Below are 25,262 nucleotides of genomic sequence, written 5' to 3'. Positions count from 1 at the left end.
GGGGAGCTCGTCCCGTCAGGGGAGCTCGTCAGAACTCTTCAATTCGGTGACCGGAATCGTGCGCCCCTCGGCGACATTGGTCAATACCTCAGCAGAAGTGAGCATAGATTTGATTGAAGATGACGAGTAGTGTTCATGCCGTGCTGGCAGAACGACGACATCAACTCATCCTGCGGGCCCTGCGCTCCGGTGGCCCCGCGGCCGTGACCGATCTCTCCGAGCAGCTGGGTGTGAGCCCCGCCACGATCAGACGCGACCTCGTGAAACTCGAGGAGGACGGCCTGCTCACCCGGGTGCACGGCGGCGCCGTCGCGGAGGAGGGCGACCAGCCCTTCGCCGAGGTCGCCGAAGTGCGGGTGGGCGAGAAGGACGCCATAGCCGCCCATGCGGCGGCCATGGTCGCCGACGGTCAGTCGGTCCTCCTCGACATCGGCACCACCGCCTACCGCCTGGCCCGGCAGCTGCACGGACGCCGGCTGACGGTCATCACCAGCAACCTCGTGGTCTACGAGGAGCTCGCCGACGACGAGGGCATCGAGCTGGTCCTGCTCGGCGGCATGGTCCGCCGCGAGTACCGCTCCCTGGTCGGTTTCCTCACCGAGGACAACCTGCGCCAGCTGCATGCCGACTGGCTGTTCCTCGGGACCAGTGGAGTGCGTCCGGGCGGGCAGGTGATGGACACGACGGTCGTCGAGGTGCCGGTGAAGCGGGCCATGATCAAGGCCGGTGGCAAGGTCGTCCTGCTCGCCGACTCGGCGAAGTTCCCGGGCACGGGCATGGCGAAGGTCTGCGGTCCCGAGGACCTGGACGTGGTGGTGACGAACACGCCGGTCGATCCGGCGACCCGGTCCTCCTTCGAGGAGGCGGGCGTCGAGGTGGTCGTGGCAGGAAAGGTGCAAGCGTGAAACTGACGATTCTGGGCGGCGGCGGGTTCCGGGTGCCGCTCGTGTACGGGGCGCTCCTGACGGACCGCGCCGAGGGCCGGGTCACGGACGTCGTTCTGCACGATCTGGACGACAGTCGACTGTATGCGGTCGCCCGTGTACTGAATGAGCAGGCGGCCGCCGTCCCCGACGCGCCCCGGGTGACCGCCACCACCGACCTCGACGAGGCCCTGCGCGGCGCCGACTTCATCTTCTCCGCGATCCGCGTCGGCGGCCTCGAAGGCCGCGCGCACGACGAGCGGGTGGCCCTGGCCGAGGGCGTCCTCGGCCAGGAGACGGTCGGCGCGGGAGGCATCGCCTACGGTCTGCGGACGGTCCCCGTCGCCGTCGACATCGCCCGCCGGGTGGCCCGTCTGGCCCCCGACGCCTGGGTCATCAACTTCACCAACCCGGCGGGCCTGGTCACCGAGGCCATGTCCCGTCACCTCGGCGACCGGGTGATCGGCATCTGCGACTCGCCGGTCGGGCTCGGCCGCCGCATCGCCCGCGTGCTCGGCGCGGACCCGAAAGAGGCATGGATCGACTACGTCGGTCTCAACCACCTCGGCTGGGTCCGCGGGCTGCGGGTCGCCGGTCGCGACGAACTCCCGCGGCTGCTCGCCGACGCCGACCTGCTCGGTTCCTTCGAGGAGGGCAAGCTGTTCGGCGTCGACTGGCTCCAGTCCCTCGGCGCGATCCCCAACGAGTATCTGCACTACTACTACTTCAACCGGGAAGCCGTGCGGGCCTACCAGCAGGTCGAGAAGACCCGCGGCGCCTTCCTCGCCGACCAGCAGGCCCGCTTCTACGAGGAGATGAAGCGCCCCGACGCCGCGGCCCTGACCGCCTGGGACCGCACCCGCGCCGAGCGCGAGGCCACCTACATGGCCGAGAACCGGGAGACGGCCGGCGCCGGCGAGCGGGACGCCGACGACCTCTCCGGCGGCTACGAGAAGGTGGCCCTCGCCCTGATGCGGGCCATCGCCCGGGACGAGCGCACCACCCTGATCCTCAACGTCCGCAATCAGGGCACCCTCTCCGTGCTCGACGTGGACGCCGTCATCGAGGTGCCCTGTCTGGTCGACGCCAACGGCGCGCATCCGGTGGCCGTGGCCCCGCTGCCCGACCACGCCACCGGTCTGGTCTGCGCGGTGAAGGGCGTCGAGCGCGAGGTGCTGGCCGCCGCCGAGTCCGGCTCTCGTACGACGGCCGTGAAGGCGTTCGCGCTGCATCCGCTGGTCGACTCGGTGAACGTGGCCCGCAAGCTGGTCGAGGGCTATGCCGACGTCCATCCCGGGCTGGCGTACCTTAGGTGAGCCCAGGAGGGAAAGCGCTTTCCCCCGCGCTTCCCTCCGACCGGCGCGTCCCCGGCCCCACGGCCTCCCCGCCCCTCGTGGTCCCTCTCTGGAGATTCCCCATGCATGACGAACGCCGCCGCATCGAGGAGCGCGTCGAGCGCGTCCACAACCAGCGCATCAAGCCCGCGATCTACGCGGCCAGCGTGCCCTTCGAGGTCGAGGCCTGGCAGGCACCGGGGGAGCCCGTCCCCTTCACGGAGGCGGCGGCAGCCGCCTACGAGCCCTTCGCGATGGGCACCCCGTGGGGCCCGCCCTGGGGCACCACCTGGTTCCGGATGCGCGGGCAGGTGCCCGCCGAGTGGGCCGGCAAGCGCGTCGAGGCCGTCATCGACCTGGGCTTCGTGGGTGACTGGCCCGGCAACCAGGCCGAGGCCCTCGTGCACCGCACCGACGGAACGCCGCTGAAGGCGGTCAACCCGCTCAACCACTACGTGCCGATCGGCAACCCGGCGACCGGCGGGGAGAGCATCGACTACCTGGTCGAGGCGGCCTCCAACCCCGACATCCTGGCGAACGACTTCGCTGGCCCGACCCTGCTGGGCGATGTACTGACGGCGGGCGACCGTCCACTGTATACATTCCGTCGCGCCGACATCGCCGTCCTCGACGAAGAGGTCTGGCACCTCGACCTCGACCTCCAGGTGCTGCGCGAACTCATGGTCCACCTCGGCGAGCACGAGCCGCGCCGGCACGAGATCATGCACGCCCTGGACCGGGCCATGGACGCCCTCGACCTGGACGACGTCTCCGGCAGCGCCGCGGCCGTCCGCGAGGTCCTCGCGCCGGTGCTGGCCAGCCCCGCCCACGCCAGCGCCCACACCATCTCCGGCGTCGGCCACGCGCACATCGACTCCGCCTGGCTGTGGCCGATCCGGGAGACGAAGCGCAAGACCTCCCGCACCTTCTCCAACGTCACCTCGCTCGCCGAGGAGTACGACGACTTCATCTTCGCCTGCTCGCAGGCGCAGCAGTACGAGTGGGTGCGCGACAACTACCCGCAGGTGTGGGCGCGCATCCAGGAGTCGGTGAAGAAGGGCCAGTGGGCACCGGTCGGCGGCATGTGGGTCGAGTCCGACGGCAACCTGCCGGGCGGCGAGGCGATCGCCCGCCAACTGGTGCACGGCAAGCGGTTCTTCATCGAGCACTTCGGCATCGAGACCAAGGGCGTCTGGCTGCCGGACTCCTTCGGCTACAACGCCGCCTACCCGCAGCTCGCCAAGCTCGCCGGGAACGACTGGTTCCTCACCCAGAAGATCTCCTGGAACCAGACGAACAAGTTCCCCCACCACACCTTCTGGTGGGAGGGCATCGACGGCACCCGCATCTTCACGCACTTCCCGCCCGTCGACACCTACAACGCGCGGTTCAGCGGCGAGGAGATGGACCGCGCCGTGCGCAACTACTCCGAGAAGGGCGGCGGTACGCGTTCGCTCGCCCCCTTCGGCTGGGGCGACGGCGGTGGCGGCCCCACCCGCGAGATCATGGAACGGGCGCGCCGGCTGGCCGACCTGGAGGGCTCGCCGAAGGTCGTCGTCGAGCACCCCGACACGTTCTTCGCCAAGGCCCGCGCGGAGTACCAGGACGCCCCCGTCTGGGTCGGCGAGCTCTACCTGGAGCTGCACCGGGCCACGTACACCACCCAGGCCCGCACCAAGCAGGGCAACCGCCGCAGTGAACACAAGCTGCGCGAGGCGGAGTTGTGGGCGACCACGGCCGCACTGCACGCACCGGACTACGCCTACCCCTACGCGAAGCTCGACCGGCTCTGGAAGACGGTGCTGCTGCACCAGTTCCACGACATCCTGCCGGGCTCCTCGATCGCCTGGGTGCACCGCGAGGCGGAGGCCGAGTACGCGCGGGTCGCCGAGGAGCTGGAGGTACTGACGGCCGAGGCGGTCGCCGCGCTGGGCGGCGGGCGGCAGGGCGGCGCGCTCCGGGTGTTCAACACCAGCCCGTTCCGCCGTGCCGAGGTGGTCCGTACGCCGCAGGGCGCACCGGCCTACGTCGAGGTGCCCGCGAGCGGCAGCGCGCCGCTGACCGGCGCGGAGCCCCCGCGGCCGGTGACGGTCTCCGGGCATGTCCTGGACAACGGGCTGGTTCGGGTACAGGTCGCGGAGGACGGCACGCTGTCGTCCGTGTTCGATCTGCGGGCGAACCGTGAAGTCCTCGCCGACCAGGGCAACCTGCTGCGCCTGCACACCGACCTCCCGAACTACTGGGACGCCTGGGACATCGACAAGCACTACCGGAACCGGTACACCGACCTGCTGGAGCCGGACGGCGTGACCGTCGTCGAGGAGAACCCGCTCGTCGGCGCGATCCGCGTCACGCGCTCCTTCGGCAAGGGCTCGACGATCACCCAGACCATCACGCTCCGCGCCGGCAGCCCCCGCGTCGACTTCGAGACCGACATCGACTGGCACGAGGCGGAGAAGATCCTCAAGGCGGCCTTCCCGGTGGACGTCCGGGCGCCGCACTCCTCCGCCGAGATCCAGTTCGGCCACATCCAGCGCCCCACCCACACCAACACCAGCTGGGAGGCGGCCCGGTTCGAGGTCTCCGGCCACCGCTGGGTGCACATCGGCGAACCCGGCTACGGCGTCGCGGTCATCAACGACTCCACCTACGGCCACGACGTCTCCCGCACGGTCCGCGAGGACGGCGGTACGACCACCACCGTCCGCCTCAGCCTGGTCCGCGCCCCGCGGATCCCGGACCCCGAGGCGGACCAGGGCCGGCACCGCTTCAGCTACGCGCTGCTCCCCGGCGCGAGCATCGAGGACGCGGTCGCCGAGGGCTACTCCCTCAACCTCCCGCTGCGCGTGGCCGACGCGGCGGACACCACCCCCGAGCCCGTCGTCTCGGTGGACGGCGCAGGGGTCACCGTCGAGGCGGTCAAGCTCGCCGACGACGAGTCCGGGGATGTCGTCGTCCGGCTCTACGAGTCCAGCGGCGGCCGCTCCACCGGCACCCTGCGCACCGGCTTCCCGCTCGCGGGCGCCCAGGTGACCGACCTGCTGGAGCGGCCGCTGGAGCCCGCGGTCGTCGGCGAGGACGGCACGGTCGCCGTCGTACTGCGGCCGTTCCAGATCCTGACGCTCCGTCTGGAGCGTGCCGTCACCGGCCGTTAGCCGTGGCCCCGGGGCGGGCGCGACCCGATGCGCGCCCGCCCCGCCCCGAAGTTCCCTGCGCTGCGGAGGAGTTCAGTCGTGCCGATGCAACCCTGGTTCACCGATGCCAAGTTGGGGATCTTCGTCCACTGGGGCATCTACGCCGTCGACGGCGTCCAGGAGTCCTGGTCGTTCTACGACGACATCGTGCCCCACGACCGGTACATGTCCCAGCTCGACCGCTTCACCGGCGCCCACTACGATCCCCGGGCCTGGGCCGACCTGTTCGCCCGTGCCGGCGCCGGTTACGCCGTCCTCACCAGCCGCCACCACGACGGGATCGCCCTGTGGGACACGGCGTACGGGGATCTGAACCTGGGCCGCGACTATCTGACCGGCTACGCCGAGGCCCTGCGCGAGAGGGGTCTCAAGGTCGGTCTGTACTACTCGCACTCCGACTGGAACCACCCGGACTACGCCACCACCCGCAAGCCGGGCCGTCCGCCGGAGATGGAGGACAACCGCTACTCCGAGTGTTCCGCCGAGGACGAGGACCTCGAGGCCTGGGAGCGGTTCCTCGCCTACCGGGACGGCCAGGTCCGCGAGTTGGCCTCCCGCTACCGGCCCGACCTGATGTGGTTCGACGGCGAGTGGGACCGCAGCGAGGAGCAGTGGCGCATCAAGGAACTCGCCGCGCTGATCCGCTCGTACTCCCCGGACGTCGTCTTCAACGCCCGCATGCTCAGCGAGGGCGACTACGCCACCCCCGAACAGGGCGCCCCCATCGAACCCCCATCCGGGCCATGGGAGTTGTGCCTGACCATCAACGACTCGTGGGGCTACCGGCACCACGATCACCACCACAAGTCGCTCACCCAGCTGGTCCGCTACTTCGCCGAGACCATCGGCGGCGGCGGGAACCTGCTGCTCGACGTCGGCCCGATGGAGGACGGCACCATCCCGCAGCCGCAGGTCGAGCGCCTCGAAGGCCTGGGGGAGTGGATCCGCAAGCACGCGGAGGCCGTGTACGGGACGGTGCGGGGGCTGCCGGCCGGGCACCACTACGGGCCCAGCACCCTCTCCGCCGACGGCCGCACCCTCTACCTCACCCTGTTCGACGTCCCGCGTTCCGAGATCGGCGTCCGGGGTCTGGTCACGCCGGTCCGCGGGGTCACCGTGCTCGGCACCGGAACGGTACTCGCCCACCGTGTCGTCGGCGGACTGCACGAGGCGGTCGGTGTGCTGTGGATCGACCCGCCGGCCGGCTCCGACCTCGACCCGCACGCCACGGTCCTCGCCCTGGAACTGGACGGTGAACTGGAGCTGTACCGGGGGTCGGGGCGCTTCTGAGGCCCTGTCGGCCCGGCCGGAGCCGAGTGGGCCGGGCGGCCGAGCCGGCCGTGCGGCGGGCGGGGAAATGATGCGGGCCGGTCGGTCGCTCCCCGTGACAGCGGCCGACCGACCCGATCCCCCGTACCGCCGGGAATCCCCCGTCGATTCCCGGTCTTCCCCCGTTGATCCCTGTGCTTCCCCCTGGAGCCCCGTGCTTCCCCGGTTGCTCCCCCGTGGGGCCCTTCACTCTTAAGAGCGAGCCGCCCGGCTCCTGATACACCCTTCGTCGAAAAAGTCCCCCGGACCGTGGTCCGGGGGACTCTCAGGGGGCGTTCGCTCGCGTTTCCGGATGCTCAGCCGGTGAAGCCGGCCGTGATCGAGGTGAACTGCCAGGTGCTCTGGCTGATGCCGGAACAGTTGCTCACCACGCCACCGCCCGGGCAGGGCCGGTCGCGGTTGACGGCCCAGTAGGCGAGCCGGGCGATGTGGTGGCTGTTGGCCCAGTCACGGATCTGGGTCCAGATCGCCGGGGTGGTGTTCTCCTGCTGGTCCGACAGTCCGTTCATGCCGGAGATGCCTATGTGGGCGTAGGCGGTCGCGTCGTCCCAGCCGAAGGTGGACTTCAGCTTGTTCTTCAACCCCTCCGTGGCGTTCACGGTGTTGCCGTACATGTCCGACCCGCCGCCGAAGTCGAACGGCATGATGGTGAAGACGTCGATGTCGGCGCCGAGCGACTTGGCCTGCTCGATGAGACGGTTGCCGTAGTAGGTCGGCCCGGTCGTGGACGTCCCGAAGGTGACGATGGTCTTCAGGCCGGGGTTGTTGGCCTTGACCGTCTTGAGAGCGGTGAGGATCCGCGCCTGCACGGCCTCGTTCTCGAACTCGTCCGTGTTCTCGATGTCCATGTCGATCGCCTTGAGGGAGTAGGCGTCGATCACCTTCTGCAGGGCGCCCGCCAGCGCGCTCGCCGAGGAGCAGTTGGCGCCGAGCTTGCTGCCCTGCCAGCCGCCGAACGAGGGCACGATGTCACCGCCCGCCGAGCGGACCTGGTTGATGACGCTCTGGTCGACCCCGCCGGTCAGCGGCCGGTTGCTGTCCCACATGGGGTTGCACCCGCCCCCGTCCAGCATGAACGCCATCGTGAACCACTTGATGCCGGTCGAGCTCATCACCGTGGACACGCTCGGCGGGTCGCCCCAGCCCTCGAACAGGTAGGGCGCGGCCTGCTTGAACCCGGTTCCGCCACCGCCGCCCGCGCTCGTCGTGACACTCACGGAGTTGGACGCCGCGGAGGTGTTCCCCGCCGCGTCGCGCGCCTTCACGGTGAAGGTGTACCCGGTGCTCGCGGACAGTCCGCTGACCGTGGCGGACGTACCGGAGACGGTCAGCACCTTGGCGGACCCGCTGTACACGTCGTAACCCGTGACGCCGACGTTGTCGGTGGCGGCGTTCCAGGACAGCGACACGCTGGAGGACGTCTTGCCGGTCGAGGTCAGCCCGCCCGGCGCGGTCGGCGCCTGGGTGTCCGAGCCGCCCCCGCCGCCCGGCCCGTCCAGGCTGATGTCGTCGGCGTAGTAGGTGCCCTGGGCATACCAGCCGTGGACGTAGATCGTGGCGCTGGTCTGCGAGGCCCCGGTGGTGAAGGACACCGACAGACGGCTGTACGCCGACGGTGACGACGTCCAGGTGGAGGCGCCGCCGTCGACGCCGAGGTAGACGTAGGAGCCGCGCACCCAGCCGGTGAGCGCGTACGTGGTGTTCGGCTGGACCGGGACGGTCTGGCCGCACTTGGCGATGTCGCTCGAACTCACCGCTCCCGCAAGGGACTTGGAGCCACTGTGGGTGGGCGAGGAGACGACGGAGCCGAGGTTGCCGGTGCAGGACCAGGGCGAGAGGGCGCCCGACTCGAGACCGGGATTGGTGAGGATGTTGGCCGCCTGGGCGGTGCCCGGCAGGGCCACGGCCCCGGCGAGGGCGAGACCGGCGGTGCCGAGCAGGGCGAGGAACCGACGCCATGGGCGTCCGAGGGGTCTGGTGCGCACGCGATCTCCCTGAAGGAATGGGGGTGTTCGGGAGTGCAGGGGAGTGCAAGAGGGTGCGCAACAAAGTTGGTATGGACCAATCGGCCTGTCAAGGCGAGAGGCGAAATTGGTCCATACCGGTGGGGGAAATGTCCTGCTTGGCCCTTCCTGGAGCCTTGCGTCTTTCCTAGAGCGGCAGCGCCTGCGCGGCGCCCGCCGTGGTCACCTCGACGGAGTCGGCGGGTGCGGGCACGGCCGACAGCAGCGGCTCGGCGGTCTCCTCCACCCGCTGGTGCGGCAGCGTGACCGCGCGCAGCGGACGCGGCCCCGACACCACCGTGTAGTCCTGCCCCAGGAACGGCGGGACGATCTCGCCAGGGTCCTCGCCGAGTGCCAACTGCACCGCCGCCCAGGGGGCGTTGACGCCGCACAGCGACAGCTGGTGGAGTCCGCCGGCCGGGCGGGTGTTGACGTCCATCAGGACCGGCCGGTCGCCGAACATCCGGAACTGGATGTTGGACAGGTAGTGCAGCCCGAAGCCCTCAGCGATCAGACGCGCCGGCTCCAACCACTGCTCGTGCAGGGTGAACCCCCGACGGCGGCCGTTCTTCGTCCGGCCGATGGACATCCGCAGGATGTTGTCCGGGCCGGTGAGGCAGTCCACGGACACCTCCGGCTGCTCCAGGCGCGGCATGACCAGCCAGTCGATCTGCTCCTCGCCCTGCTCCGCGGCCCGCGTCAGCGCCTCGACCACCATGTCGAGCTGGACGTACGGGGTCGGGAAGCCGCTGAGGTGCATCAGGGAGAAGGGGGTGCGGGTGATCACCCGGAATCCCACCCCGCCCGCACCGGACGCCGGCTTGAAGCACGCGCGGTGCCCGGCCTCCTCCAACTCCTCGACGGCGGCGACGAGTTCGTCGGCGGTCCGGACCCGGAACCACGGCGGCACGGGCACACCGATCGCCTGCACGGCCTCGTACGCAATCACCTTGTCGTGGAAGACGGCGACGGCCTCCGGCGGCGGCGCCAGCAGGGCCGTGCCGACCGCGTCGAAGTCGGCGCGGTGCGCCACGACGGCCGCCTGGTGCAGCCGGGGCACGAACACGTCGATGCTGCGGCGCTTGCACTGCGCGAGGGCGTACTCGACGTACGCGGCCGGGGACAGGCCTTCCGGCTCCAGCTCCGCGGTGTCGGCGGCGGCCAGGACGGGGGAGTCGGCGTCACCGTGCGTGGCGTGGATCTCGACCGCGCGGTCGCTGGGATTTCGTCGCAGCTGATCCGTGAAGAACACGTTCTCCGCGTACGTGCGGTTGAGCCAGACGCGTACGCGAGAGACCATGCAGGCCGCCTTTCACGGTTCGCGGGCAGGGCAAAGCGGGCCCGGCCCGGGCAGGGGAATTGGTGGGTCACCAAACCGCCCTGCGGAAGGGTCGTCCATGGCGGTGGTGTTGGGGCGATCATACGGCTTCCCGGGGGTGCGGCGTGCAACGCCCGTGTTACGGATTTTCCGATCTTGTTCACGTGGGGCGCATGTTCGGGTAGGGCCCCGCTGCGGCGCAGGTGGGGCCGTGTCCGGGCCCGGCGGGCGGCCCGGTCCGACCTTGTACCGCGCGCGTGAATGTGTTCTCGTGGTGGCACTGGTGTATTCGTGGGAACGCGGAGAGTGTGCTCGTGAGCGGGGGCGGAAGGTGACGTCGACGGCCGGTGGCGCCGGACAACTGCTGGCCATCAGCGATCTGCACATCGGCTATCCGGAGAACCGCGCGCTGGTCGAGGCCATGGCGCCGGAGACGGACGAGGACTGGCTGCTGGTCGCCGGCGACGTCTCGGAGAACGTGGCCGACATCCGCTGGGCGCTGAAGACCCTCGCCGGCCGCTTCCGCAGGGTCGTCTGGGTCCCCGGCAACCACGAGCTGTGGACCCATCCCTCGGACCCGGTCACCCTGCGCGGAGTCGCCCGCTACGACCACCTCGTCGAGGTCTGCCGCGACCTGGGTGTCACGACGCCCGAGGACCCCTACCCGGTCTGGGAGGGCCCCGGCGGCCCGGTGGCCGTCGCCCCCCTGTTCCTGCTGTACGACTATTCGTTCCTCCCGGCCGGCTGTGCCACCAAGGAGGAGGGTCTGGCCTACGCGCAGGGCACCGGCATCGTCTGCAACGACGAGTACCTGCTGCACCCCGACCCGTATCCGACCCGCGAGGCCTGGTGCCGGGCCCGCGTCGCCGAGACCGAGCGACGGCTCGCCGAGATCCCCGACGGCCTGCCCGTCGTCCCCGTCAACCACTATCCCCTGCACCGGCACCCGATGGACGTGCTGTGGCACCCCGAGTTCGCCATGTGGTGCGGCACCGGGCTCACGGCGGACTGGCACCGCCGGTTCCGGATCGAGACCATGGTCTACGGCCACCTCCACATCCCGCGGACCACCTGGCACGAGGGCGTGCGCTTCGAGGAGGTCTCGGTGGGCTACCCCCGCGAATGGCGCAAGCGGGCGCAGCCGCCGGGCCGGCTGCGCCGGATCCTGCCCAGGGAGGCCGGGACCGAATGATCGGGGAACTGCTGCCGGAGTCGGTGGTGGCGGTGGAGGCCTTCGGCGAGGAAGGCGTCCGCGAGTTCGGGAACGCGCCGCTGTACCCGCAGGAGGAGGCGCTGGTGGCGCGAGCGGTCGCCAAACGCCGCCGCGAGTTCACCGTCGTACGCTCCTGTGCCCGGCGCGCCATGGAGAAGCTCGGCGTGCCCGCCCAGCCCGTGCTGCCCGGTGAGCGGGGTGCCCCGCAGTGGCCGGACGGCCTGACGGGCAGCATGACCCACTGCGCGGGCTACTGCGCGGCCGCCCTGGTCCGGGCCGCCGACCTGGCGTCCCTCGGCATCGACGCCGAACCCCACGAGCCCCTTCCCGAGGGCGTCCTGTCCGCCGTCGCGCTGCCCGCCGAGGCGGAGCGGATCGGCCGGCTGGCCGCGGGGCGTCCCGAGGTGCACTGGGACCGGCTGCTGTTCAGTGCCAAGGAGTCCGTCTACAAGGCGTGGTTCCCCCTCACCCGCAAGTGGCTCGACTTCAGCGAGGCGGACATCGACCTCGCCCTCGCCCCTGCCTCCGCGACCGGTCCCGCCGAGGGCACGGAGGGCGTCTTCCGTGCCCGGCTGCTCGTCCCCGGACCGGTGGTCGGCGGCCACCGGCTCGGGCACTTCGACGGCCGCTGGAGCGTCCGCCGCGGGCTGCTGGCCACGGCGGTCACCGTGCACCACGTCTGAGGCGGCGACCGCCCCCGGGAGTCACCGGCCCGGGCACCAGTGGTGCAGCAGCCGGAAGAACTCCTCCTCGTTGCCCGCCAGACCCGCGGCGGCCAGGGCCTGTTCCGCCTCGGCCAGGACGGCGGGCGGGACGACCGGGGGCAGCCGGTCCTGCGGCGGACCGTCGGCGCCGCCGCCCTTGCCGTCCCCCTCGTCGCCGAAGGCGGCACGTACGGTGTGCAGCAGCCGCAGGTAGGCCTGTACGGCGGTGCGCTCGCGGTCGGTCAGTACGGCAGTGGGCATCGGTCGGCTCTCCCCGTGTCGGCGTCGTGTCCCCCGCGCCCGACGGCGCGTACGCCCCCATGCGGTGGCGCACCCCCCAGCTTGCCGGGCACCACTGACAATCCGGCCCGACCCGGCTTCGGTTCGCCCGCTTAGCGGAGGTGAAATCTCCCTGAAATCCCCTGGCCGAAAGGGGGTCTACGCTGTTGAGAAGGGCTTTCGGCGGACCGTCGACGGCCGCGGAACAGGAGGCGATCGGGTGGTCGACGTCCCACAGCGGCGCCCTGCGCACGCCACCCGGCTGCGCCCGGTGGGCGACACGGAACTGGAGCTGCGGTACCGGGTCGTGCACGGATACCGGCGTGCGTTCCGCATGGCAGGTGAGGGCCCGGCACTGGTCCTCATCCACGGCATCGGCGACTCCTCGCAGACCTGGGCCGAACTGATCCCCGACCTCGCCCGCACCCACACCGTGATCGCCCCGGACCTCCTCGGCCACGGTGCCTCCGACAAGCCGCGCGCCGACTACTCGGTGGCCGCGTACGCCAACGGTCTGCGCGATCTGCTCAGCACGCTCGGCATCGAGTCGGCGACCCTGGTCGGACACTCGCTGGGCGGGGGAGTGGCGATGCAGTTCGCCTACCAGTTCCCCGAGCGCACCGAACGGCTGATCCTCGTCAGCGCGGGCGGAGTCGGCCGCGAGGTCAACCCGGCCCTGCGGCTGGTCTCGCTGCCGGGTGCCCATCTGGCGCTGTCCGCCCTCCGGTTGCCGGGCGCGCGCTTCCAGGTCGGCCTTGCCGTCGGCCTGATGAAGCTGCTGGACACCGATCTCGGCCAGGACGCCCCCGATCTGCTCCACCTCGTCGACGCCCTGCCGGACGAGACCGCGCGCAACGCCTTCATCCGCACGCTGCGCGCGGTCGTCGACTGGCGCGGCCAGGTCGTCACCATGCTCGACCGCTGCTATCTGACGGCCGGCATGCCGACGATGCTGCTGTGGGGCGACCGGGACAGCGTGGTGCCCGTGCGGCACGCGTACGGCGCCCACGAGGCGATGCCCGGCAGCCGGCTGGAGATCTTCGAGGGAGCCGGCCACTTCCCGTTCCACAGTGACCCCGCCCGGTTCCGCGCGCTCGTCGAGGAGTTCACCCGCACCACGGCCCCTGCCGACTGGAGCCGCGACCACTGGCGCCGGCTGCTGCGCGAGGGCGGGCCCGCAACGGGGGCGGCGGGTGCGCCGGACGGCATGGAACGGGACCTGCGCGGGGCGAGCGAGCGCAGCGCGACCTGACAGCCGTACGAGGGGGCACGAGGGAGCCCGGACGGTATCCGGCCGGGGCGCGCTCCTACGGCCCCAGATAGCCCAGCGAGGCCTCGATCCGGCCGGCCAGGTGGTCCCGCTGGCCCCGTTCCCGTGGCGTCGAACCCGACAGCCAGGTACGGCACTTGCTGGCCAGCAGCAGGCCGAAGCTCTCGGCCTCCCGTTCGTCGGTCAGGTCGAAACGGGTGCGCGCGGCGACGCTGCGCACCGTCGCCCGCAGATCCGCCCCGTCGCTGAGTAAACGGGCCGCGACCGCGGTGCCCTCGACGTGGTGGCCGCAGTGGCCCGCCTTCATGTGCCACAGCTCGTGGCCCAGGATCACCAACTGGTGCTCCGGCGCGGTGCGTTCCTCGATGACGACGAGATCCTGGTCGGCCATGTCGAGCCACAGCCCGCTGGCCGTGTCGGCCGGGAAGGGGGCCATGCGGAAGTGCACGGGGCGGCCGCGCCGTCTGCTCATCCCGTCGCACAGGGCGGTGTACAGGTCGGCCGGCACGGCGGGCGCCGGCAGGGTCAGTTCCGCGACCAACTCGCCGCTGAGACGGCGCATTTCCCTGGCGATGCTCACAGTTCTCCCCCGGATCACGACTCGGGCCGCTTCACGCTCTCCAGGAGCATGTCCAGCCACTCGGCGACCTTGTCGCGGTGCTGGTCGGTGGGCAGCTGGGCGGCCCGCCACGCGATCCCGCGCACGCCGTGGTCCTGCAGCAGCCGTTCCAGCGGGTCCTCGGCGGCCGCGGCCGCCTCCCGCGCGGCGAGCTTCTGGAGCAGCTCCTGCTCGATGTGCTGGAGGGCGCCCGCGAGCGCCTCCGGGTCCTCGGCGGTGAGGAAGCCGGCGTGCACCCGGAAGAAGCGCTGGAGGGCGTCGCAGTGCTCCATCGTGGGCCGCCGGTCGCCGTTGATGAGGGCGCCCGCCTGCTGGCGTGACATGCCGGCGCCGTCGGCGATCTCCTGCTGGGTGTACTTACGGCCGTTCGGCTTGAGCCGGGTGCGGCGCAGCAGGTCCAGACGCTGCAGGAAGCGTGCCTGCACATCGGGCTCACCGGCGGGCCGGCCGCTCAGCAGGGCCTTGACCACCGACTCCGGCACACCGCAGGCGACGGACAGCCGCCCGGTGCCGAAGACCTCCGCGTGCGGCACGCCGAGCCGGTCGGCGAGCGTGGCGACACGGGCGACGACGGCCGACATCAGCACCGTCGCCGCGGCGCCCGGAACCTCGAAGCCATCCTCCGACACCGACAGGTCTCCTAGGTCTCTCACGTCCCTCTCACAGGCACACGATCACCAATACAGACGGTCGCCGTGAACTGCGTGGAGAGTAGCGGGTCTTTCGAACTCACATCCAGGTCTCGCCACAACTGTGGCCAATTTCAGCCGTCAACCAGCACGGAATGCCACGATAGTTGACACCGATCGCGTCGGGGCAGCAGGATCGGGGCGCCGCGTGAAGGCCGCATAGGCAAGAGGGGTGACCTCCCGATGGCATATCAGGCAGGAGGGCAGCGGTCCGCACCGCGGCCCGTCCCCGAGAGTCTCGAGGCCCAGGCGTACCTGCACGACTACGCCACGTACCTGGAGGCCGTCCCCTTTCCGTCCGTCGTCCTCGACCACGGCTGGGACGTCGTTCTCTCCAACGACGCTTTCGCGTCACTTTTCCGGGAGGTGGGCCCGCATCCGACGGCCCTGCCCGGCGACAACTTCCTGCGTTTCGTCCTCTTCCATCCCGACGCCCCCTCGGTCCTCGGCGACCACGAGGCCGGCTGGTGCCTGCCGATGCTCGCCCGCTTCGCCGCGGCCGTGGAGCGCCACGGGCACGACCACGGGCTGCAGGCGATCCGCCGCGACATCGCCCAGGATCCGATCATGGAGGCCGCCTACCGCCACGGGCTGCCGCACTGGATCCGCGCGGTCGGCGAGGAGGCCGTCGAGCACGACGGGGCGGTCCGGCACCTGCTGCACCCCGATCCGCGCTGGGGCGCCACGGAGTGCCGCATCGTCGGCGACACCCCCAGGACCCTGCACGACATGGGGTACACCCGGCTGACGATGGTGCTGCGCTCCACCCGCCCGGCCCCCGTACCCCGCAGGACACGCGGCGCACGCCGCGGCGCGAGCCACCTCAGCGTGGTACCGGCCCCCGAGGCCTGACCGGGCACCGTCGGCGTTCAGGTCGCCGACGGCGCCCGGGTCGGCACCGCGTGCGCGTTCAGCGCGGCTCAGGAGCGTCCGACTTCGTGAGGCGGTCCACCGGGGTTCCTCGCTTCGCCGCCTGGATCTGCTCGTACACATGGGTCCGCAGTTCCGCGAAGCGCGGGGCCACCCGCGTGTGCAACTGGTCGCGCTCCGCCGGGAGATCGACCTTCAACTGCTCCTGGACGACCGTCGGGGAGGCGGACAGCACGAGGACCCGCTCACCGAGGTAGACGGCCTCGTCGATGTCGTGCGTGACGAACAGGATGGTGATCCCGCGCTCCCGCCAGAGTCCCCGGACCAGGTCCTCCAGGTCGGCGCGGGTCTGCGCGTCCACGGCGGCGAACGGCTCGTCCATCAGCAGGACCCGGGGCTCGTAGGCGAGCGCCCGGGCGATCGCCACCCGCTGCTGCATCCCGCCCGACAACTGCCACGGGTACGCGGAGAGCGCATCCTCCAGGCCGACCGAGCGGAGGGCGTCCGCGACCAGCTCCCGTCGACGCGCCTTGGGCAACCCCTTCTGCTTCAGGGGCAGTTCGACGTTCTCGCCGACCCGCATCCACGGGAAGAGGCTCCGCCCGTACTCCTGGAAGACGAATGCCATGTCCGGCGGCGGTCCGGTAACCCGCCGTCCCTCCAGGAGCACTTCGCCGGAGGTCGGTGCGAGCAGTCCGGCCATGCACTTCAGCAGGGTCGTCTTGCCACAGCCCGACGGGCCGACGAGACACACGAGTTCACCCGCCTCGACGGTGAAGGTGAGGTCGCGCACCGCCTCGACCCGGCGCCCGGACCCCTCGTAGACCTTGCGCAGGCCCGACACTGCAAGACGCGGGTGCATGGAACGCCCTTTCGCGAGGTTCACGGGGACCGCCGGGTGGATGCGCGCAGACCGTGGTACCAGCCGAGCACCCGACGCTCGACGAACTGGAAGAGCACCGACAGGACGAAGCCCAGGAGGCCGAGCACCAGGATTCCGGTCCACATGTCGGGGATGGCGAAACCCCGTTGGAACTGCACGATGGTGAAGCCGAGCCCGTTGCTCGCGGCGAACATCTCGCTGATGACCATCAGGATGATGCCGATCGACAGCGCCTGGCGCAGCCCCGCGAAGATCTGCGGGCTCGCCGACGGCAGCACCACGCTGCGCAACCGGGCGGGACCCGAGATGCCGTACGACCGCGCCGTCTCCGCCATCACCGGGTCCACCGCCCGCACGCCCTCGACCGTGTTGAGCAGGACCGGCCACACACAGCCGCTCGCGATGACGACGACCTTCATGGTGTCGCCGATGCCCGCGAACAGCATGATGACCGGCACCAGCACGGGCGGCGGCACCGCCCGCAGGAACTCCAGGACCGGCTCGCACACCGCCCGCACCCGGCGGTAGGAGCCGATGACCGTGCCCAGGGCGACCCCGACGACGGCCGCCGTCGCGTAACCGCCGAGCAGCCGCAGCACGCTCGGCCGCACATCGGTGCGCAGCCGCTCGACCGTCCACACGTCGGGGAAGGCCTTCACGATCGTGCGCAGCGGCGGCCAGTACACGTTCGTACTGCCGTCGGAGGCCACCCACCACGAGGTGACCAGCACGGCCGGCAGGGCGAGCGTGAAGAGCAGCCGCAGCAGGACGCGCCGCCAGGCTCCCGCCCCCGCCCGGCCGGGGGACGTCCCGGTCACACCGACACCTCCCCGCGCACCGACTGGTGCCAGGCCAGCGCGCGCCGCTCCACCGTCCGGGCGCCCACGTTGATCAGCAGCCCCAGCACCCCGGTGACCACGATCAGGGCGTACATCTCGGGTACCGCCTGCGAGGTCTGGGCGACGGCGATGCGCGCGCCCAACCCCGGTGCTCCGATGACCAGTTCGGCGGTGATGACGAGGATCAGCGCGACGGCCGCCGCGAGCCGCACGCCGGTCATGACGTACGGCAGCGCGGTCGGCCACAGCACGTGCCGGACCCGCGCCCAGGTGCCGAGTCCGTAGGAGCGGGCGGTCTCCTCGGCGACCGGGTCGACGTCCTGGACTCCGTACAGGACCTGGATCAGGATCTGCCAGAAGGAGGCGTAGCCGACCAGCAGCAGGACCGAGCGCAGTTCGGTGCCGTACAGCAGCACGGCGAGCGGGATCAGGGCGACCGACGGGATCGGGCGCAGGAACTCGATGGTGGATGCCGTCGCCTCGCGCAGGTGCGGGACGACCGAGACGATCACGCCGGCCACGATCCCGGCGCCCACCGCGATCGCCAGCCCGAGGGCCCAGCCGGTGAGGGTGTCGCCGAGCGCCGTCCAGAAGGCGGAGTCGGCGAGCTCGTCGCCCAGCGCGCCGGCGATGCGGCTGGTCGGCGGGAAGTAGGCCTCCTTGACCAGCCCGAGCCGCGGCACCGCCTCGCCCAGGGCGAGGAAGGCCGCGAGCCCGGCCGCACCGAGTGCGAGGTTCGCGCCTCTCACGGCAGCAGCTTCTCCAGGTCCGGGGTCGACTTGAAGAGTTTGTCCTGCTCGCCGAGCTTCTCCAAGGCCTCGATCGACGAACGGTCGGCCTCGGCAGGCCACTTGGGCAGCGTCACCTGTGCCAGCACCGACGTCGGGATCTTGGTGTAGGTGGTGACGATCCGGCGGACCTCGTCCGGGTGCGCGTCGGCGTAGGCGAGGGACTCCGCGGTGGCCTCCTGGAACTTCTTCACCACGTCCGGGTTCTTCTGCGCGTACTGCGTGGAGGTGAAGTACATGGCGACGGTGAGGTTCGGCGCCACGTCCACCAGCGGCGAGGCGATCTCCACACCGCCCTGGCTCTTGACGGTCGCCAGGGCCGGTTCGACGACCATCGCCGCGTCGATCTGCCCGTTGTCCAGGGCGGCGGGCATCTGGTCGAAGGCCAGCTCGACGAACTTCACCCGGTCGGGGTCGCCGCCCGCCTTGCGCACCGACTCGCGCACCGCGGTCTCGTTGATGTTCTTCAGGGTGTTGATGGCGACCTTCTTGCCCTCCAGGTCCTTCGCGGACTTGAGCGGACTGCCCTGCTTCACCGTGATCGCCCCGAAGTCCTTGCCCTGTACGCCGGTTGAGGCGATGCCGTTGGAAACGGCCTGAACGGGCACGTTGTTGGACTGGGCGACCATGAGGGAGGTCATGTTGCTGAAGCCGAACTGGAACTGTCCGCTGACGACTCCGGGCACGATCGCCGCGCCGCCCTGTGCGGTGGTGATCGACAGCTTCAGGCCGTGCTCCTCGTAGAAACCCTGTTTCATGCCCAGATAGACGGGTGCCACGTCGACGATGGGGATGAGTCCGAGTTTGACGGTCGTGGTACTTCCGGACGACGAACCACCGGTGGACGTACCGGAGTCGTCGGACGAGCCACAGGCCGCCGTGGCGAGCAGGAAAGTGCCGGCCGCGAGACCGGCGAACAGACGACGCAAGGCTCCTCCTGTGCAGACAACGGTGTTCCGACAGGCTGTGCGCACACCGCACAGTAGTGCTCAATTGGCGTGCAGGGAACGTAGAGCCCGCTGTCCGACGGGGTCAATGGGTTTGGCTGACGAAATTGTTGACAGTCTGGGAGGGCGGCATGTCCACCGTGGCCCGAGCACCGCATTTCGTGAGGTCCTTCGAGCGTGGCCTCGCGGTGATCCGCTCCTTCGACGCCGAACACCCCGCGCGCACCCTCAGCGAAGTCGCCCGCGCCTGCGGACTGACCCGGGCGGCCGCCCGGCGCCTGCTGCTCACCCTCGCCGATCTGGGATACGTGCACAGCGACGGCCGGCTCTTCCGGCTCACCCCGCGGGTACTGGAGCTCGGCTATGCCTATCTGGCCGGCCTCACGCTCCCGCAGGTCGCCGAGCCGCATCTGGAGCAACTCGTCGCACAGGTGAAGGAATCCTCGTCGCTGTGCGTCCTGGACGGCGACGACATCGTCTATGTCGCCCGGGTGCCGACCACGCGCATCATGTCGGCCGTCATCACCGTGGGCACCCGCTTCCCGGCGCACGTCACCTCGGTGGGCCGGGTGATGCTCGCCGCCCTGTCCGAAGACGAGCTCGAACTCCGCCTGGGCCGGGCGAAGTTGCGCACGCTCACCCCACGAACGCTGGTCGCGCCGGAGGATTTGCGGGCGGAACTGGCACGGGTGCGGCGCCAGGGGTACGCGCTCGTCGACCAGGAACTGGAGGAGGGGCTGCGGTCGGTGGGCGCCCCGGTGCGCGGCCGGGACGGCACGGTGGTGGCCGGCGTGAACATAGCCGTCCACGCCGGCCGCACCTCGGTGGCGGCGGTCCGCCGGGATCTGCTGCCACCCCTGCTGACGGCCGTGGCACGGATCGAGGCCGACCTGCGGGTCACCGGCCCGACTCCAGGCGCCGCCGCCCCTCGGATCACAGATCCAGGACGAGTTTCCTCCCCCGGCACCGGGACACGCAGATCATCATCGTCTCCCCGGCCTCCCGCTCCTGCGGACTGAGGACGGAGTCCCGGTGCTCCGGCGTGCCCTCGATCACGTCGGTCTCACAGGTGCCGCAGGTGCCCTCCGTACAGGAGTAGAGGACCTCGACCCCCGCCGCCCGCACGGTGTCCAGCACGGAAACACCCGCCACGACGGTCAGCGTCCGGCCGCTCCGCGCGAGCTCGACCTCGAACTCGCCGTCCTCACCGGCCGGTTGCTCCCGCGCCTGGAACCGCTCCACCTGGAGCGCGTCGGCCGGACAGCGCTCCTCCACGGCGTCCAGCAGGGGACCCGGACCGCAGCAGTAGACGAGGGTGCCCTCGGGCAGCCCGTCGAGCACGGAACCGAGGTCGAGCAGGCCCGTCTCGTCCTGCGGGGCGACGGTGACCCGGTCGCCGTACCGCGCCAACTCCCCGGCGAACGCCATGGATCCGCGGGTGCGGCCGCCGTAGAGAAGGCTCCACTCGGCGCCCGCCGCCTCGGCCGCCGCGAGCATCGGCAGGATGGGAGTGATCCCGATGCCGCCCGCGACGAAACGGTAGCGGGCCGCCGGGCGCAGTGCGAAGTGGTTGCGCGGACCGCGCACCCGTACCTTGTCGCCCGGCCTCAACTGCTCGTGCACATGGGTGGATCCGCCCCGCCCGGCCGGCTCGCGCAGTACCGCGACCCGCCACGCGCAACGGTCGGCCGGATCGCCGCACAGCGAGTACTGGCGCTCCAGCTCCGGGCCGAGGACGAGATCCACATGGGCGCCCGGCTCCCAGGCCGGGAGCGGCTCGCCCAGCGGGTGGCGCAGGGTGAGGGCGAGCACTCCTTCGGCGGCGAACTCGCGGCTCGCGACGACCAGTTCGGTTTCGGGCACGCTCATGAGTCGTTTCCTCGCGGCCGGTGTCCTTCGGGGTGGCCGAGCATCCACTCCCACATCTCGATCGGGTCCTGCGAGGTGTGCTCGGCGCCGCAGTGACAGGTGCCGTGCAGCACGTCGGTGCCCGGCAGCCAGTCGATGCGGTAGATCTCGCCGGTGGGACCGGTGCTCACAGGACCTTCTCCACGGGCTTGTCGCCCTCCTCCACCAGCCGGGCGAGGATACGGCGGGCGGCCAGGCCCCCGGTGTCGATGTTGATGCTCAGCTCCTGGTAGCCGGTGCGTTCCGAACCGAGCGTCCGCTGCAGGAGGTTGAGCGCGTCGACGTCCTGCATGACCACCGTGTGGTTGTTGCCCCGCAGGAACTCGGTCACCTCGGCGTCGTCCGTCGCCCAGTCCCGCGAGACCATCCAGAAGTCGTACACCTTGCCGTCGGCGGACGGCGTGATCGCGTAGGTGATCTCGGTGTGGAAACCGTTCGGGTCGCTGCCGTCCGCCTCGGGCAGGACGCCCACCGGCGCGATACGGCTGTGCAGCAGGTACAGACAGGGCGCGTGGTACTCGATGTCCTGCCAGCGGGTGATCCGGCCCTCGATACCGGTCGAACGGGCGTAGAACGGCGGGCACTCGGCGTCGTCCATGTGCCGGCTCACCCGCACGATCCCCGCGCCCTCGTCGACCTCGGTGGTGATCGGTGTCTCGGCGACCTCGGGGGTGCCGATGTAGCCGCCGTGCAGATACGTCTCGTGGGAGAGGTCCAGGAGGTTGTCGACGAGCAGCCCGTAGTCCGCGTCGATGGGCTCCATGCCCTGGACGGTGGTCCAGCCGGGGGCGTCGAGGTGCCGGGCGCGCGGGATCGTCTGCGGGTCGGCGAGCGACGGGTCGCCGATCCATACCCAGACCAGCGAGTCCTGCTCGACGACCGGGTAGGCGGTGACCCGGGCGGTGCGCGGGATGCGTTTCTGCCCCGGCACGTACACACAGGTGCCGGTCGTGTCGTACGTGAAGCCGTGGTAACCGCACACGATGCGGTCGCCGTCGAGCCGGCTCTCCGACAGCGGGAACCGGCGGTGCACACAGCGGTCGTGCAGCGCGACGGGCGTCCCGTCCTCCTCGGTCCGGTAGAAGACGAGCGGCTCACCCAGAATCGTCCGGCCGAGCAACTCCTCCCGCCCGACCTCGGTGCTGTAGGCGGCGACGTACCACTGGTTCCTGGCGAATGCGGTCGTGTGCGGCATGGATGCGGCTCCCGTCTGTCTGCGGTGGTCGCATCGTCGTGAAGGGCGTCACAGCACCGCAATACCTCTTCCGTCTCGCGGAAGGGGGGCAGCTTCTGTCAGGACGAAGGGCCCGGCGCGCGCCGGCGCGGCTCGGTCCCGTTCGTCATGCGGATCTGGATCCGGGCCGGGATTCGGCTTAGGTGGCGGGAGGTGGATTCCAGCCGGCCTCGGGATCGAGGGGCAGTTCCGGGTGGTCGTGCTTGAACGCCTCGGCCTGCTTTTCGAGCTTCGGCAGGGCGTGGTCGGGCGCGCCGGAGCCGCGGAACAGGGTCGCGCAGTATTCGCGGGACAGGAACGCGGCGTCCCACTGCCCGTCCGTGCGCACCCACTGGTAGGTGTGATTGTGCAGATTGAGGAACTGCAGGGTGGCCAGCCGGGGTGGCATCGCGCGGAAGGTGCCCTGGTCGACGGCCTCCGTGAGCAGCCCCGAGATCACCTGTCCGAAGTCGGAACGCTTGCCCAGCAGGGTCTTCAGTTCCGCGCCACTCGGACTGCGGTAGCCGTGCTCGTAGACCCAGATGTGGTCGAGCCTGCGGAAGATGATGCTCGGCAGCGATTCGGACAGCAGCCGCAGCCGCAACAGGGGATCCGTGTCGAGGTCCGCGATCTGGCGGGCGCGGGAGAGCAGCGGTCCCATCACCCGCGCCTGGATCTCGACGAGCAGTTCCTCCTTGGAGTCTTGGCCCGCCGCACCCCCCTCGTACCGTCGACTTTCACGCCGACGTCATCCGGGCCTTCCCTGACGTTCGGTGCCCTTGGAACACTCCTTGCGCGCGCATTGCGTCACGAACCGGCAGGCGCAGCCCCTTCCGTACGAGAGGTGCCTCACCCATGCCCGAAGTCAACCGGCGCCGATTCCTCCAACTCGCGGGCGCCACGACGGCGTTCACCGCTCTCTCCGGCAGCATCGAACGTGCCGCCGCGCTGCCCGCGAACCACCGCACCGGGTCGATCGAGGACGTCGAGCACATCGTCGTCCTGATGCAGGAGAACCGCTCCTTCGACCACTACTTCGGCAAGCTGCGGGGGGTCAGAGGCTTCGGCGACCCGCGCCCGGTCACCCTCCCGAACGGCAAGCCGGTCTGGCATCAGGCGGACGGCGCGGGCAAGGACGTCCTCCCCTTCCACCCCGACGCCGACGACCTGGGTCTCGCCTTCCTGCAGGACCTCCCGCACGGCTGGAACGACGGCCATGTCGCCTTCGACGGCGGCAGGTACGACAAGTGGGTGCCCGCCAAGAGCGCCACGACCATGGCGTACCTGACCCGCGAGGACATCCCCTTCCACTACGCGCTCGCCGACACCTTCACCGTCTGCGACGCCTACCACTGCTCCTTCATCGGCTCCACCGACCCCAACCGCTACTACCTGTGGACCGGACACACCGGCAACGACGGCAAGGGCGGCGGCCCGGTGCTCGGCAACGACGAGGCCGGCTACGGCTGGACGACGTACCCCGAACGTCTGGAGCGGGCCGGGGTCTCCTGGAAGATCTACCAGGACATCGGCGACGGCCTGGACGCGAAGGGCAGCTGGGGCTGGATCCAGGACGCCTACCGCGGGAACTACGGCGACAACTCCCTGCTGTACTTCAAGCAGTACCAGAACGCCGAGCCCGGCGACCCGCTGTACGACAAGGCCCGCACCGGTACCGACGCCCGCACGGGCGAGGGGTACTTCGAGCAGCTGAAGGCGGACGTCAAGGGCGGTCGGCTGCCGCAGATCTCCTGGATCGTCGCCCCCGAGGCCTTCACCGAACACCCCAACTGGCCCGCGAACTACGGCGCCTGGTACATCGCCCAGGTCCTCGACGCGCTCACCTGCGACCCGAAGGTGTGGGCGAAGACGGCCCTGTTCGTCACCTATGACGAGAACGACGGCTTCTTCGACCACCTGCTCCCGCCGTTCCCGCCGGCCTCGGCCGCGCAGGGCCGCTCGACGGTCGACGTGGGCCTCGACGTCTTCCCGGGCGACAGCGGTCACACCGCCGGTCCCTACGGGCTCGGCCAGCGGGTGCCCATGCTCGTCATCTCCCCCTGGAGCAAGGGTGGTTACGTCTGCTCCGAGACGCTCGACCACACCTCGGTCATCCGGTTCATGGAGCGCCGCTTCGGCGTCCACGAGCCGAACATCTCGCCGTGGCGGCGCGCGGTGTGCGGCGATCTGACCTCCGCGTTCGACTTCACCCGCCCGGACACCCGGCCGGTCGCCCTGCCGGACACCGACGGCTACGAGCCCCCGGACCGCGGCCGCCACCCCGACTACGTGCCCACCCCGCCGGCCGTCCCCGTCCTGCCGAAGCAGGAGCGCGGCACGCGGCCCACCCGCCCGCTCACGTACGAGCCCGCCGTGCACGGTTCGGTGGACCCGGCCGCGGGGACCCTCACCCTCACCTTCGCCTCCGGGGCCAAGGCGGGCGCCGCCTTCCTGGTCACCTCCGGCAACCGTGCCGACGGACCGTGGAGCTACACCACCGGGGCGGGGGCGAGCGTCTCGGACACGTGGAACTCGGCGTACTCGGGCGGCTCGCACGACCTGACCGTGCACGGCCCGAACGGGTTCCTGCGCGTCTTCAAGGGGGCGGGCAAGGCGGCCGGGGCCGAGGTGACCGCCCGGCACGTCGACGACGGTCTGGAACTGACCTTCACCCACCGGGGCTACGGCACGGTGGAGCTGACGGTGGCCGACGGTTACGGCGGGCGCCCCACGACCGTCAGGCTGAGGCCCGGCGGATCGCTCAGGCGCACCCTGGACCTGCGGGCGAGCCGCCGGTGGTACGACCTCACCGTCACGTCCGGCGCCGACCCCGCGTTCCTGCGGCGGTTCGCCGGGCACGTCGAGAACGGCCGCCCCGGGGTGAGCGACCCGGCGATCGTCACGGAGTGACCCGCTTGGGCCGCCGCCACGGTAAATGC

23 protein-coding genes are annotated in these 25,262 nt (G+C 70.8%); 10 read left to right on the top strand and 13 right to left on the bottom strand.

The window, feature by feature from the left end; translation table 11 throughout:
* Positions 1–140 precede the first annotated feature (140 nt).
* The 4 genes from OHU34_RS08075 (at position 141) to OHU34_RS08060 (ending at position 6,741) form a co-directional block, all read left to right on the top strand.
* The gene (locus OHU34_RS08075) at positions 141–905 is read left to right on the top strand and encodes a DeoR/GlpR family DNA-binding transcription regulator (RefSeq protein ID WP_405765583.1); all 765 of its coding nucleotides are present in this window, start codon (positions 141–143) and stop codon (positions 903–905) included.
* Complete coding sequence (locus tag OHU34_RS08070) at positions 902–2,239, top strand: 6-phospho-beta-glucosidase (RefSeq protein ID WP_405765580.1); 1,338 nt, start codon at positions 902–904, stop codon at positions 2,237–2,239. Before OHU34_RS08075 ends, OHU34_RS08070 begins: the two co-directional genes overlap by 4 nt.
* Before the next feature lie 101 nt (positions 2,240–2,340).
* Entirely contained in the window at positions 2,341–5,412 is a 3,072-nt protein-coding gene (locus tag OHU34_RS08065) for an alpha-mannosidase (RefSeq protein WP_405765578.1), read from the top strand.
* Positions 5,413–5,490: 78 nt separating this feature from the next.
* Positions 5,491–6,741 (top strand): alpha-L-fucosidase, encoded by a 1,251-nt coding sequence (locus tag OHU34_RS08060; protein ID WP_405765575.1) that lies wholly within the window; start codon positions 5,491–5,493, stop codon positions 6,739–6,741.
* A 335-nt stretch (positions 6,742–7,076) separates the two neighbouring features.
* Here OHU34_RS08060 and OHU34_RS08055 read toward each other — a convergent pair whose 3' ends face one another.
* Together OHU34_RS08055 and OHU34_RS08050 are read right to left on the bottom strand one after the other, a co-directional pair.
* Positions 7,077–8,765 (bottom strand): fibronectin type III domain-containing protein, encoded by a 1,689-nt coding sequence (locus tag OHU34_RS08055; protein WP_142267032.1) that lies wholly within the window; start codon positions 8,763–8,765, stop codon positions 7,077–7,079.
* A gap of 166 nt (positions 8,766–8,931) precedes the next feature.
* On the bottom strand, positions 8,932–10,083 hold the full coding sequence (locus OHU34_RS08050; protein ID WP_142267033.1) for an ATP-grasp domain-containing protein: 1,152 nt from the start codon (positions 10,081–10,083) through the stop codon (positions 8,932–8,934).
* 349 nt (positions 10,084–10,432) lie between these two features.
* Here OHU34_RS08050 and OHU34_RS08045 point away from each other — a divergent pair, with 349 nt between their 5' ends.
* Entirely contained in the window at positions 10,433–11,293 is an 861-nt protein-coding gene (locus OHU34_RS08045; RefSeq protein WP_405765573.1) for a metallophosphoesterase family protein, read from the top strand.
* A complete protein-coding gene (locus OHU34_RS08040; protein ID WP_142267034.1) occupies positions 11,290–11,997 on the top strand; it encodes a 4'-phosphopantetheinyl transferase in 708 nt (235 codons plus the stop codon). Before OHU34_RS08045 ends, OHU34_RS08040 begins: the two co-directional genes overlap by 4 nt.
* A 21-nt stretch (positions 11,998–12,018) precedes the next feature.
* On the opposite strand, the gene OHU34_RS08035 is transcribed toward OHU34_RS08040, so the two are convergent.
* The gene (locus OHU34_RS08035; protein ID WP_142267035.1) at positions 12,019–12,279 is read right to left on the bottom strand and encodes a hypothetical protein; all 261 of its coding nucleotides are present in this window, start codon (positions 12,277–12,279) and stop codon (positions 12,019–12,021) included.
* 238 nt (positions 12,280–12,517) lie between these two features.
* Here OHU34_RS08035 and OHU34_RS08030 point away from each other — a divergent pair, with 238 nt between their 5' ends.
* On the top strand, positions 12,518–13,549 hold the full coding sequence (locus OHU34_RS08030) for an alpha/beta fold hydrolase (protein WP_142267036.1): 1,032 nt from the start codon (positions 12,518–12,520) through the stop codon (positions 13,547–13,549).
* Positions 13,550–13,604: 55 nt separating this feature from the next.
* Here OHU34_RS08030 and OHU34_RS08025 read toward each other — a convergent pair whose 3' ends face one another.
* Both OHU34_RS08025 and OHU34_RS08020 read right to left on the bottom strand, forming a co-directional pair.
* Positions 13,605–14,129 (bottom strand): toxin-antitoxin system, toxin component, encoded by a 525-nt coding sequence (locus OHU34_RS08025; RefSeq protein WP_142268166.1) that lies wholly within the window; start codon positions 14,127–14,129, stop codon positions 13,605–13,607.
* Between the two features lie 32 nt (positions 14,130–14,161).
* Entirely contained in the window at positions 14,162–14,767 is a 606-nt protein-coding gene (locus tag OHU34_RS08020) for a helix-turn-helix transcriptional regulator (RefSeq protein ID WP_142268167.1), read from the bottom strand.
* A gap of 291 nt (positions 14,768–15,058) precedes the next feature.
* Here OHU34_RS08020 and OHU34_RS08015 point away from each other — a divergent pair, with 291 nt between their 5' ends.
* On the top strand, positions 15,059–15,727 hold the full coding sequence (locus OHU34_RS08015) for a hypothetical protein (protein WP_405765569.1): 669 nt from the start codon (positions 15,059–15,061) through the stop codon (positions 15,725–15,727).
* A 58-nt stretch (positions 15,728–15,785) separates the two neighbouring features.
* Here the strand turns inward: OHU34_RS08015 and OHU34_RS08010 are convergent, their stop codons facing one another.
* Genes OHU34_RS08010 through OHU34_RS07995 form a run of 4 tightly spaced genes read right to left on the bottom strand, consistent with a single transcriptional unit; the run spans position 15,786 to position 19,184 of the window.
* The gene (locus tag OHU34_RS08010; RefSeq protein ID WP_142267038.1) at positions 15,786–16,607 is read right to left on the bottom strand and encodes an ABC transporter ATP-binding protein; all 822 of its coding nucleotides are present in this window, start codon (positions 16,605–16,607) and stop codon (positions 15,786–15,788) included.
* Between the two features lie 20 nt (positions 16,608–16,627).
* Positions 16,628–17,446: an ABC transporter permease gene (locus OHU34_RS08005; protein WP_405765567.1), complete on the bottom strand. Its 819-nt coding sequence runs from the start codon at positions 17,444–17,446 to the stop codon at positions 16,628–16,630.
* On the bottom strand, positions 17,443–18,216 hold the full coding sequence (locus OHU34_RS08000) for an ABC transporter permease (RefSeq protein ID WP_405765564.1): 774 nt from the start codon (positions 18,214–18,216) through the stop codon (positions 17,443–17,445). Before OHU34_RS08000 ends, OHU34_RS08005 begins: the two co-directional genes overlap by 4 nt.
* Positions 18,213–19,184: an ABC transporter substrate-binding protein gene (locus OHU34_RS07995; RefSeq protein ID WP_405765561.1), complete on the bottom strand. Its 972-nt coding sequence runs from the start codon at positions 19,182–19,184 to the stop codon at positions 18,213–18,215. Before OHU34_RS07995 ends, OHU34_RS08000 begins: the two co-directional genes overlap by 4 nt.
* 149 nt (positions 19,185–19,333) lie before the next feature.
* Between OHU34_RS07995 and OHU34_RS07990 the strand changes: the two genes are divergently transcribed.
* Positions 19,334–20,221, top strand: a complete 888-nt coding sequence (locus tag OHU34_RS07990; RefSeq protein ID WP_405765558.1) for an IclR family transcriptional regulator C-terminal domain-containing protein — start codon at positions 19,334–19,336, stop codon at positions 20,219–20,221.
* Here the strand turns inward: OHU34_RS07990 and OHU34_RS07985 are convergent.
* From OHU34_RS07985 to OHU34_RS07970, 4 genes are all read right to left on the bottom strand, one after another.
* Positions 20,136–21,071 (bottom strand): PDR/VanB family oxidoreductase, encoded by a 936-nt coding sequence (locus OHU34_RS07985; RefSeq protein ID WP_230194149.1) that lies wholly within the window; start codon positions 21,069–21,071, stop codon positions 20,136–20,138. The two genes, OHU34_RS07990 and OHU34_RS07985, sit on opposite strands and share 86 nt — an antisense overlap.
* A complete protein-coding gene (locus OHU34_RS07980; RefSeq protein ID WP_020129371.1) occupies positions 21,068–21,241 on the bottom strand; it encodes a hypothetical protein in 174 nt (57 codons plus the stop codon). Before OHU34_RS07980 ends, OHU34_RS07985 begins: the two co-directional genes overlap by 4 nt.
* A complete protein-coding gene (locus OHU34_RS07975; RefSeq protein WP_142267043.1) occupies positions 21,238–22,305 on the bottom strand; it encodes an aromatic ring-hydroxylating dioxygenase subunit alpha in 1,068 nt (355 codons plus the stop codon). The genes OHU34_RS07980 and OHU34_RS07975 overlap by 4 nt, the downstream gene beginning before the upstream one ends.
* Before the next feature lie 178 nt (positions 22,306–22,483).
* Positions 22,484–22,984 carry a hypothetical protein gene (locus OHU34_RS07970; RefSeq protein WP_405765555.1) on the bottom strand — a complete coding sequence of 167 codons (501 nt, stop codon included), beginning with the start codon at positions 22,982–22,984 and terminating at the stop codon, positions 22,484–22,486.
* A 194-nt stretch (positions 22,985–23,178) separates the two neighbouring features.
* On the opposite strand from OHU34_RS07970, the gene OHU34_RS07965 reads away from it, so the two are divergent.
* On the top strand, positions 23,179–25,233 hold the full coding sequence (locus tag OHU34_RS07965; protein WP_405765553.1) for a phosphocholine-specific phospholipase C: 2,055 nt from the start codon (positions 23,179–23,181) through the stop codon (positions 25,231–25,233).
* Positions 25,234–25,262 lie beyond the last annotated feature (29 nt).

This window comes from Streptomyces sp. NBC_00080 (assembly GCF_045041255.1).
Taxonomy (GTDB): domain Bacteria; phylum Actinomycetota; class Actinomycetes; order Streptomycetales; family Streptomycetaceae; genus Streptomyces; species Streptomyces coriariae.
The sequence above is the reverse complement of the archived record's forward strand: the minus strand, read 5'-3'. Positions and strand labels throughout refer to the sequence as shown.

What these genes read in the sequence shown, in the direction of transcription:
- OHU34_RS08065 (WP_405765578.1), top strand. Translation starts at nt 2,341, where the DNA reads ATGCATGACGAACGCCGCCGCATCGAGGAGCGCGTCGAGCGCGTCCAC.
- OHU34_RS08050 (WP_142267033.1), bottom strand. Translation starts at nt 10,083, where the DNA reads ATGGTCTCTCGCGTACGCGTCTGGCTCAACCGCACGTACGCGGAGAAC.
- OHU34_RS08040 (WP_142267034.1), top strand. Translation starts at nt 11,290, where the DNA reads ATGATCGGGGAACTGCTGCCGGAGTCGGTGGTGGCGGTGGAGGCCTTC.
- OHU34_RS08035 (WP_142267035.1), bottom strand. Translation starts at nt 12,279, where the DNA reads ATGCCCACTGCCGTACTGACCGACCGCGAGCGCACCGCCGTACAGGCC.
- OHU34_RS08025 (WP_142268166.1), bottom strand. Translation starts at nt 14,129, where the DNA reads ATGCGCCGTCTCAGCGGCGAGTTGGTCGCGGAACTGACCCTGCCGGCG.
- OHU34_RS08020 (WP_142268167.1), bottom strand. Translation starts at nt 14,767, where the DNA reads ATGTCGGCCGTCGTCGCCCGTGTCGCCACGCTCGCCGACCGGCTCGGC.
- OHU34_RS08015 (WP_405765569.1), top strand. Translation starts at nt 15,059, where the DNA reads ATGGCATATCAGGCAGGAGGGCAGCGGTCCGCACCGCGGCCCGTCCCC.
- OHU34_RS08010 (WP_142267038.1), bottom strand. Translation starts at nt 16,607, where the DNA reads ATGCACCCGCGTCTTGCAGTGTCGGGCCTGCGCAAGGTCTACGAGGGG.
- OHU34_RS07990 (WP_405765558.1), top strand. Translation starts at nt 19,334, where the DNA reads ATGTCCACCGTGGCCCGAGCACCGCATTTCGTGAGGTCCTTCGAGCGT.
- OHU34_RS07985 (WP_230194149.1), bottom strand. Translation starts at nt 21,071, where the DNA reads ATGAGCGTGCCCGAAACCGAACTGGTCGTCGCGAGCCGCGAGTTCGCC.
- OHU34_RS07975 (WP_142267043.1), bottom strand. Translation starts at nt 22,305, where the DNA reads ATGCCGCACACGACCGCATTCGCCAGGAACCAGTGGTACGTCGCCGCC.
- OHU34_RS07970 (WP_405765555.1), bottom strand. Translation starts at nt 22,984, where the DNA reads ATGGGACCGCTGCTCTCCCGCGCCCGCCAGATCGCGGACCTCGACACG.
- OHU34_RS07965 (WP_405765553.1), top strand. Translation starts at nt 23,179, where the DNA reads ATGCCCGAAGTCAACCGGCGCCGATTCCTCCAACTCGCGGGCGCCACG.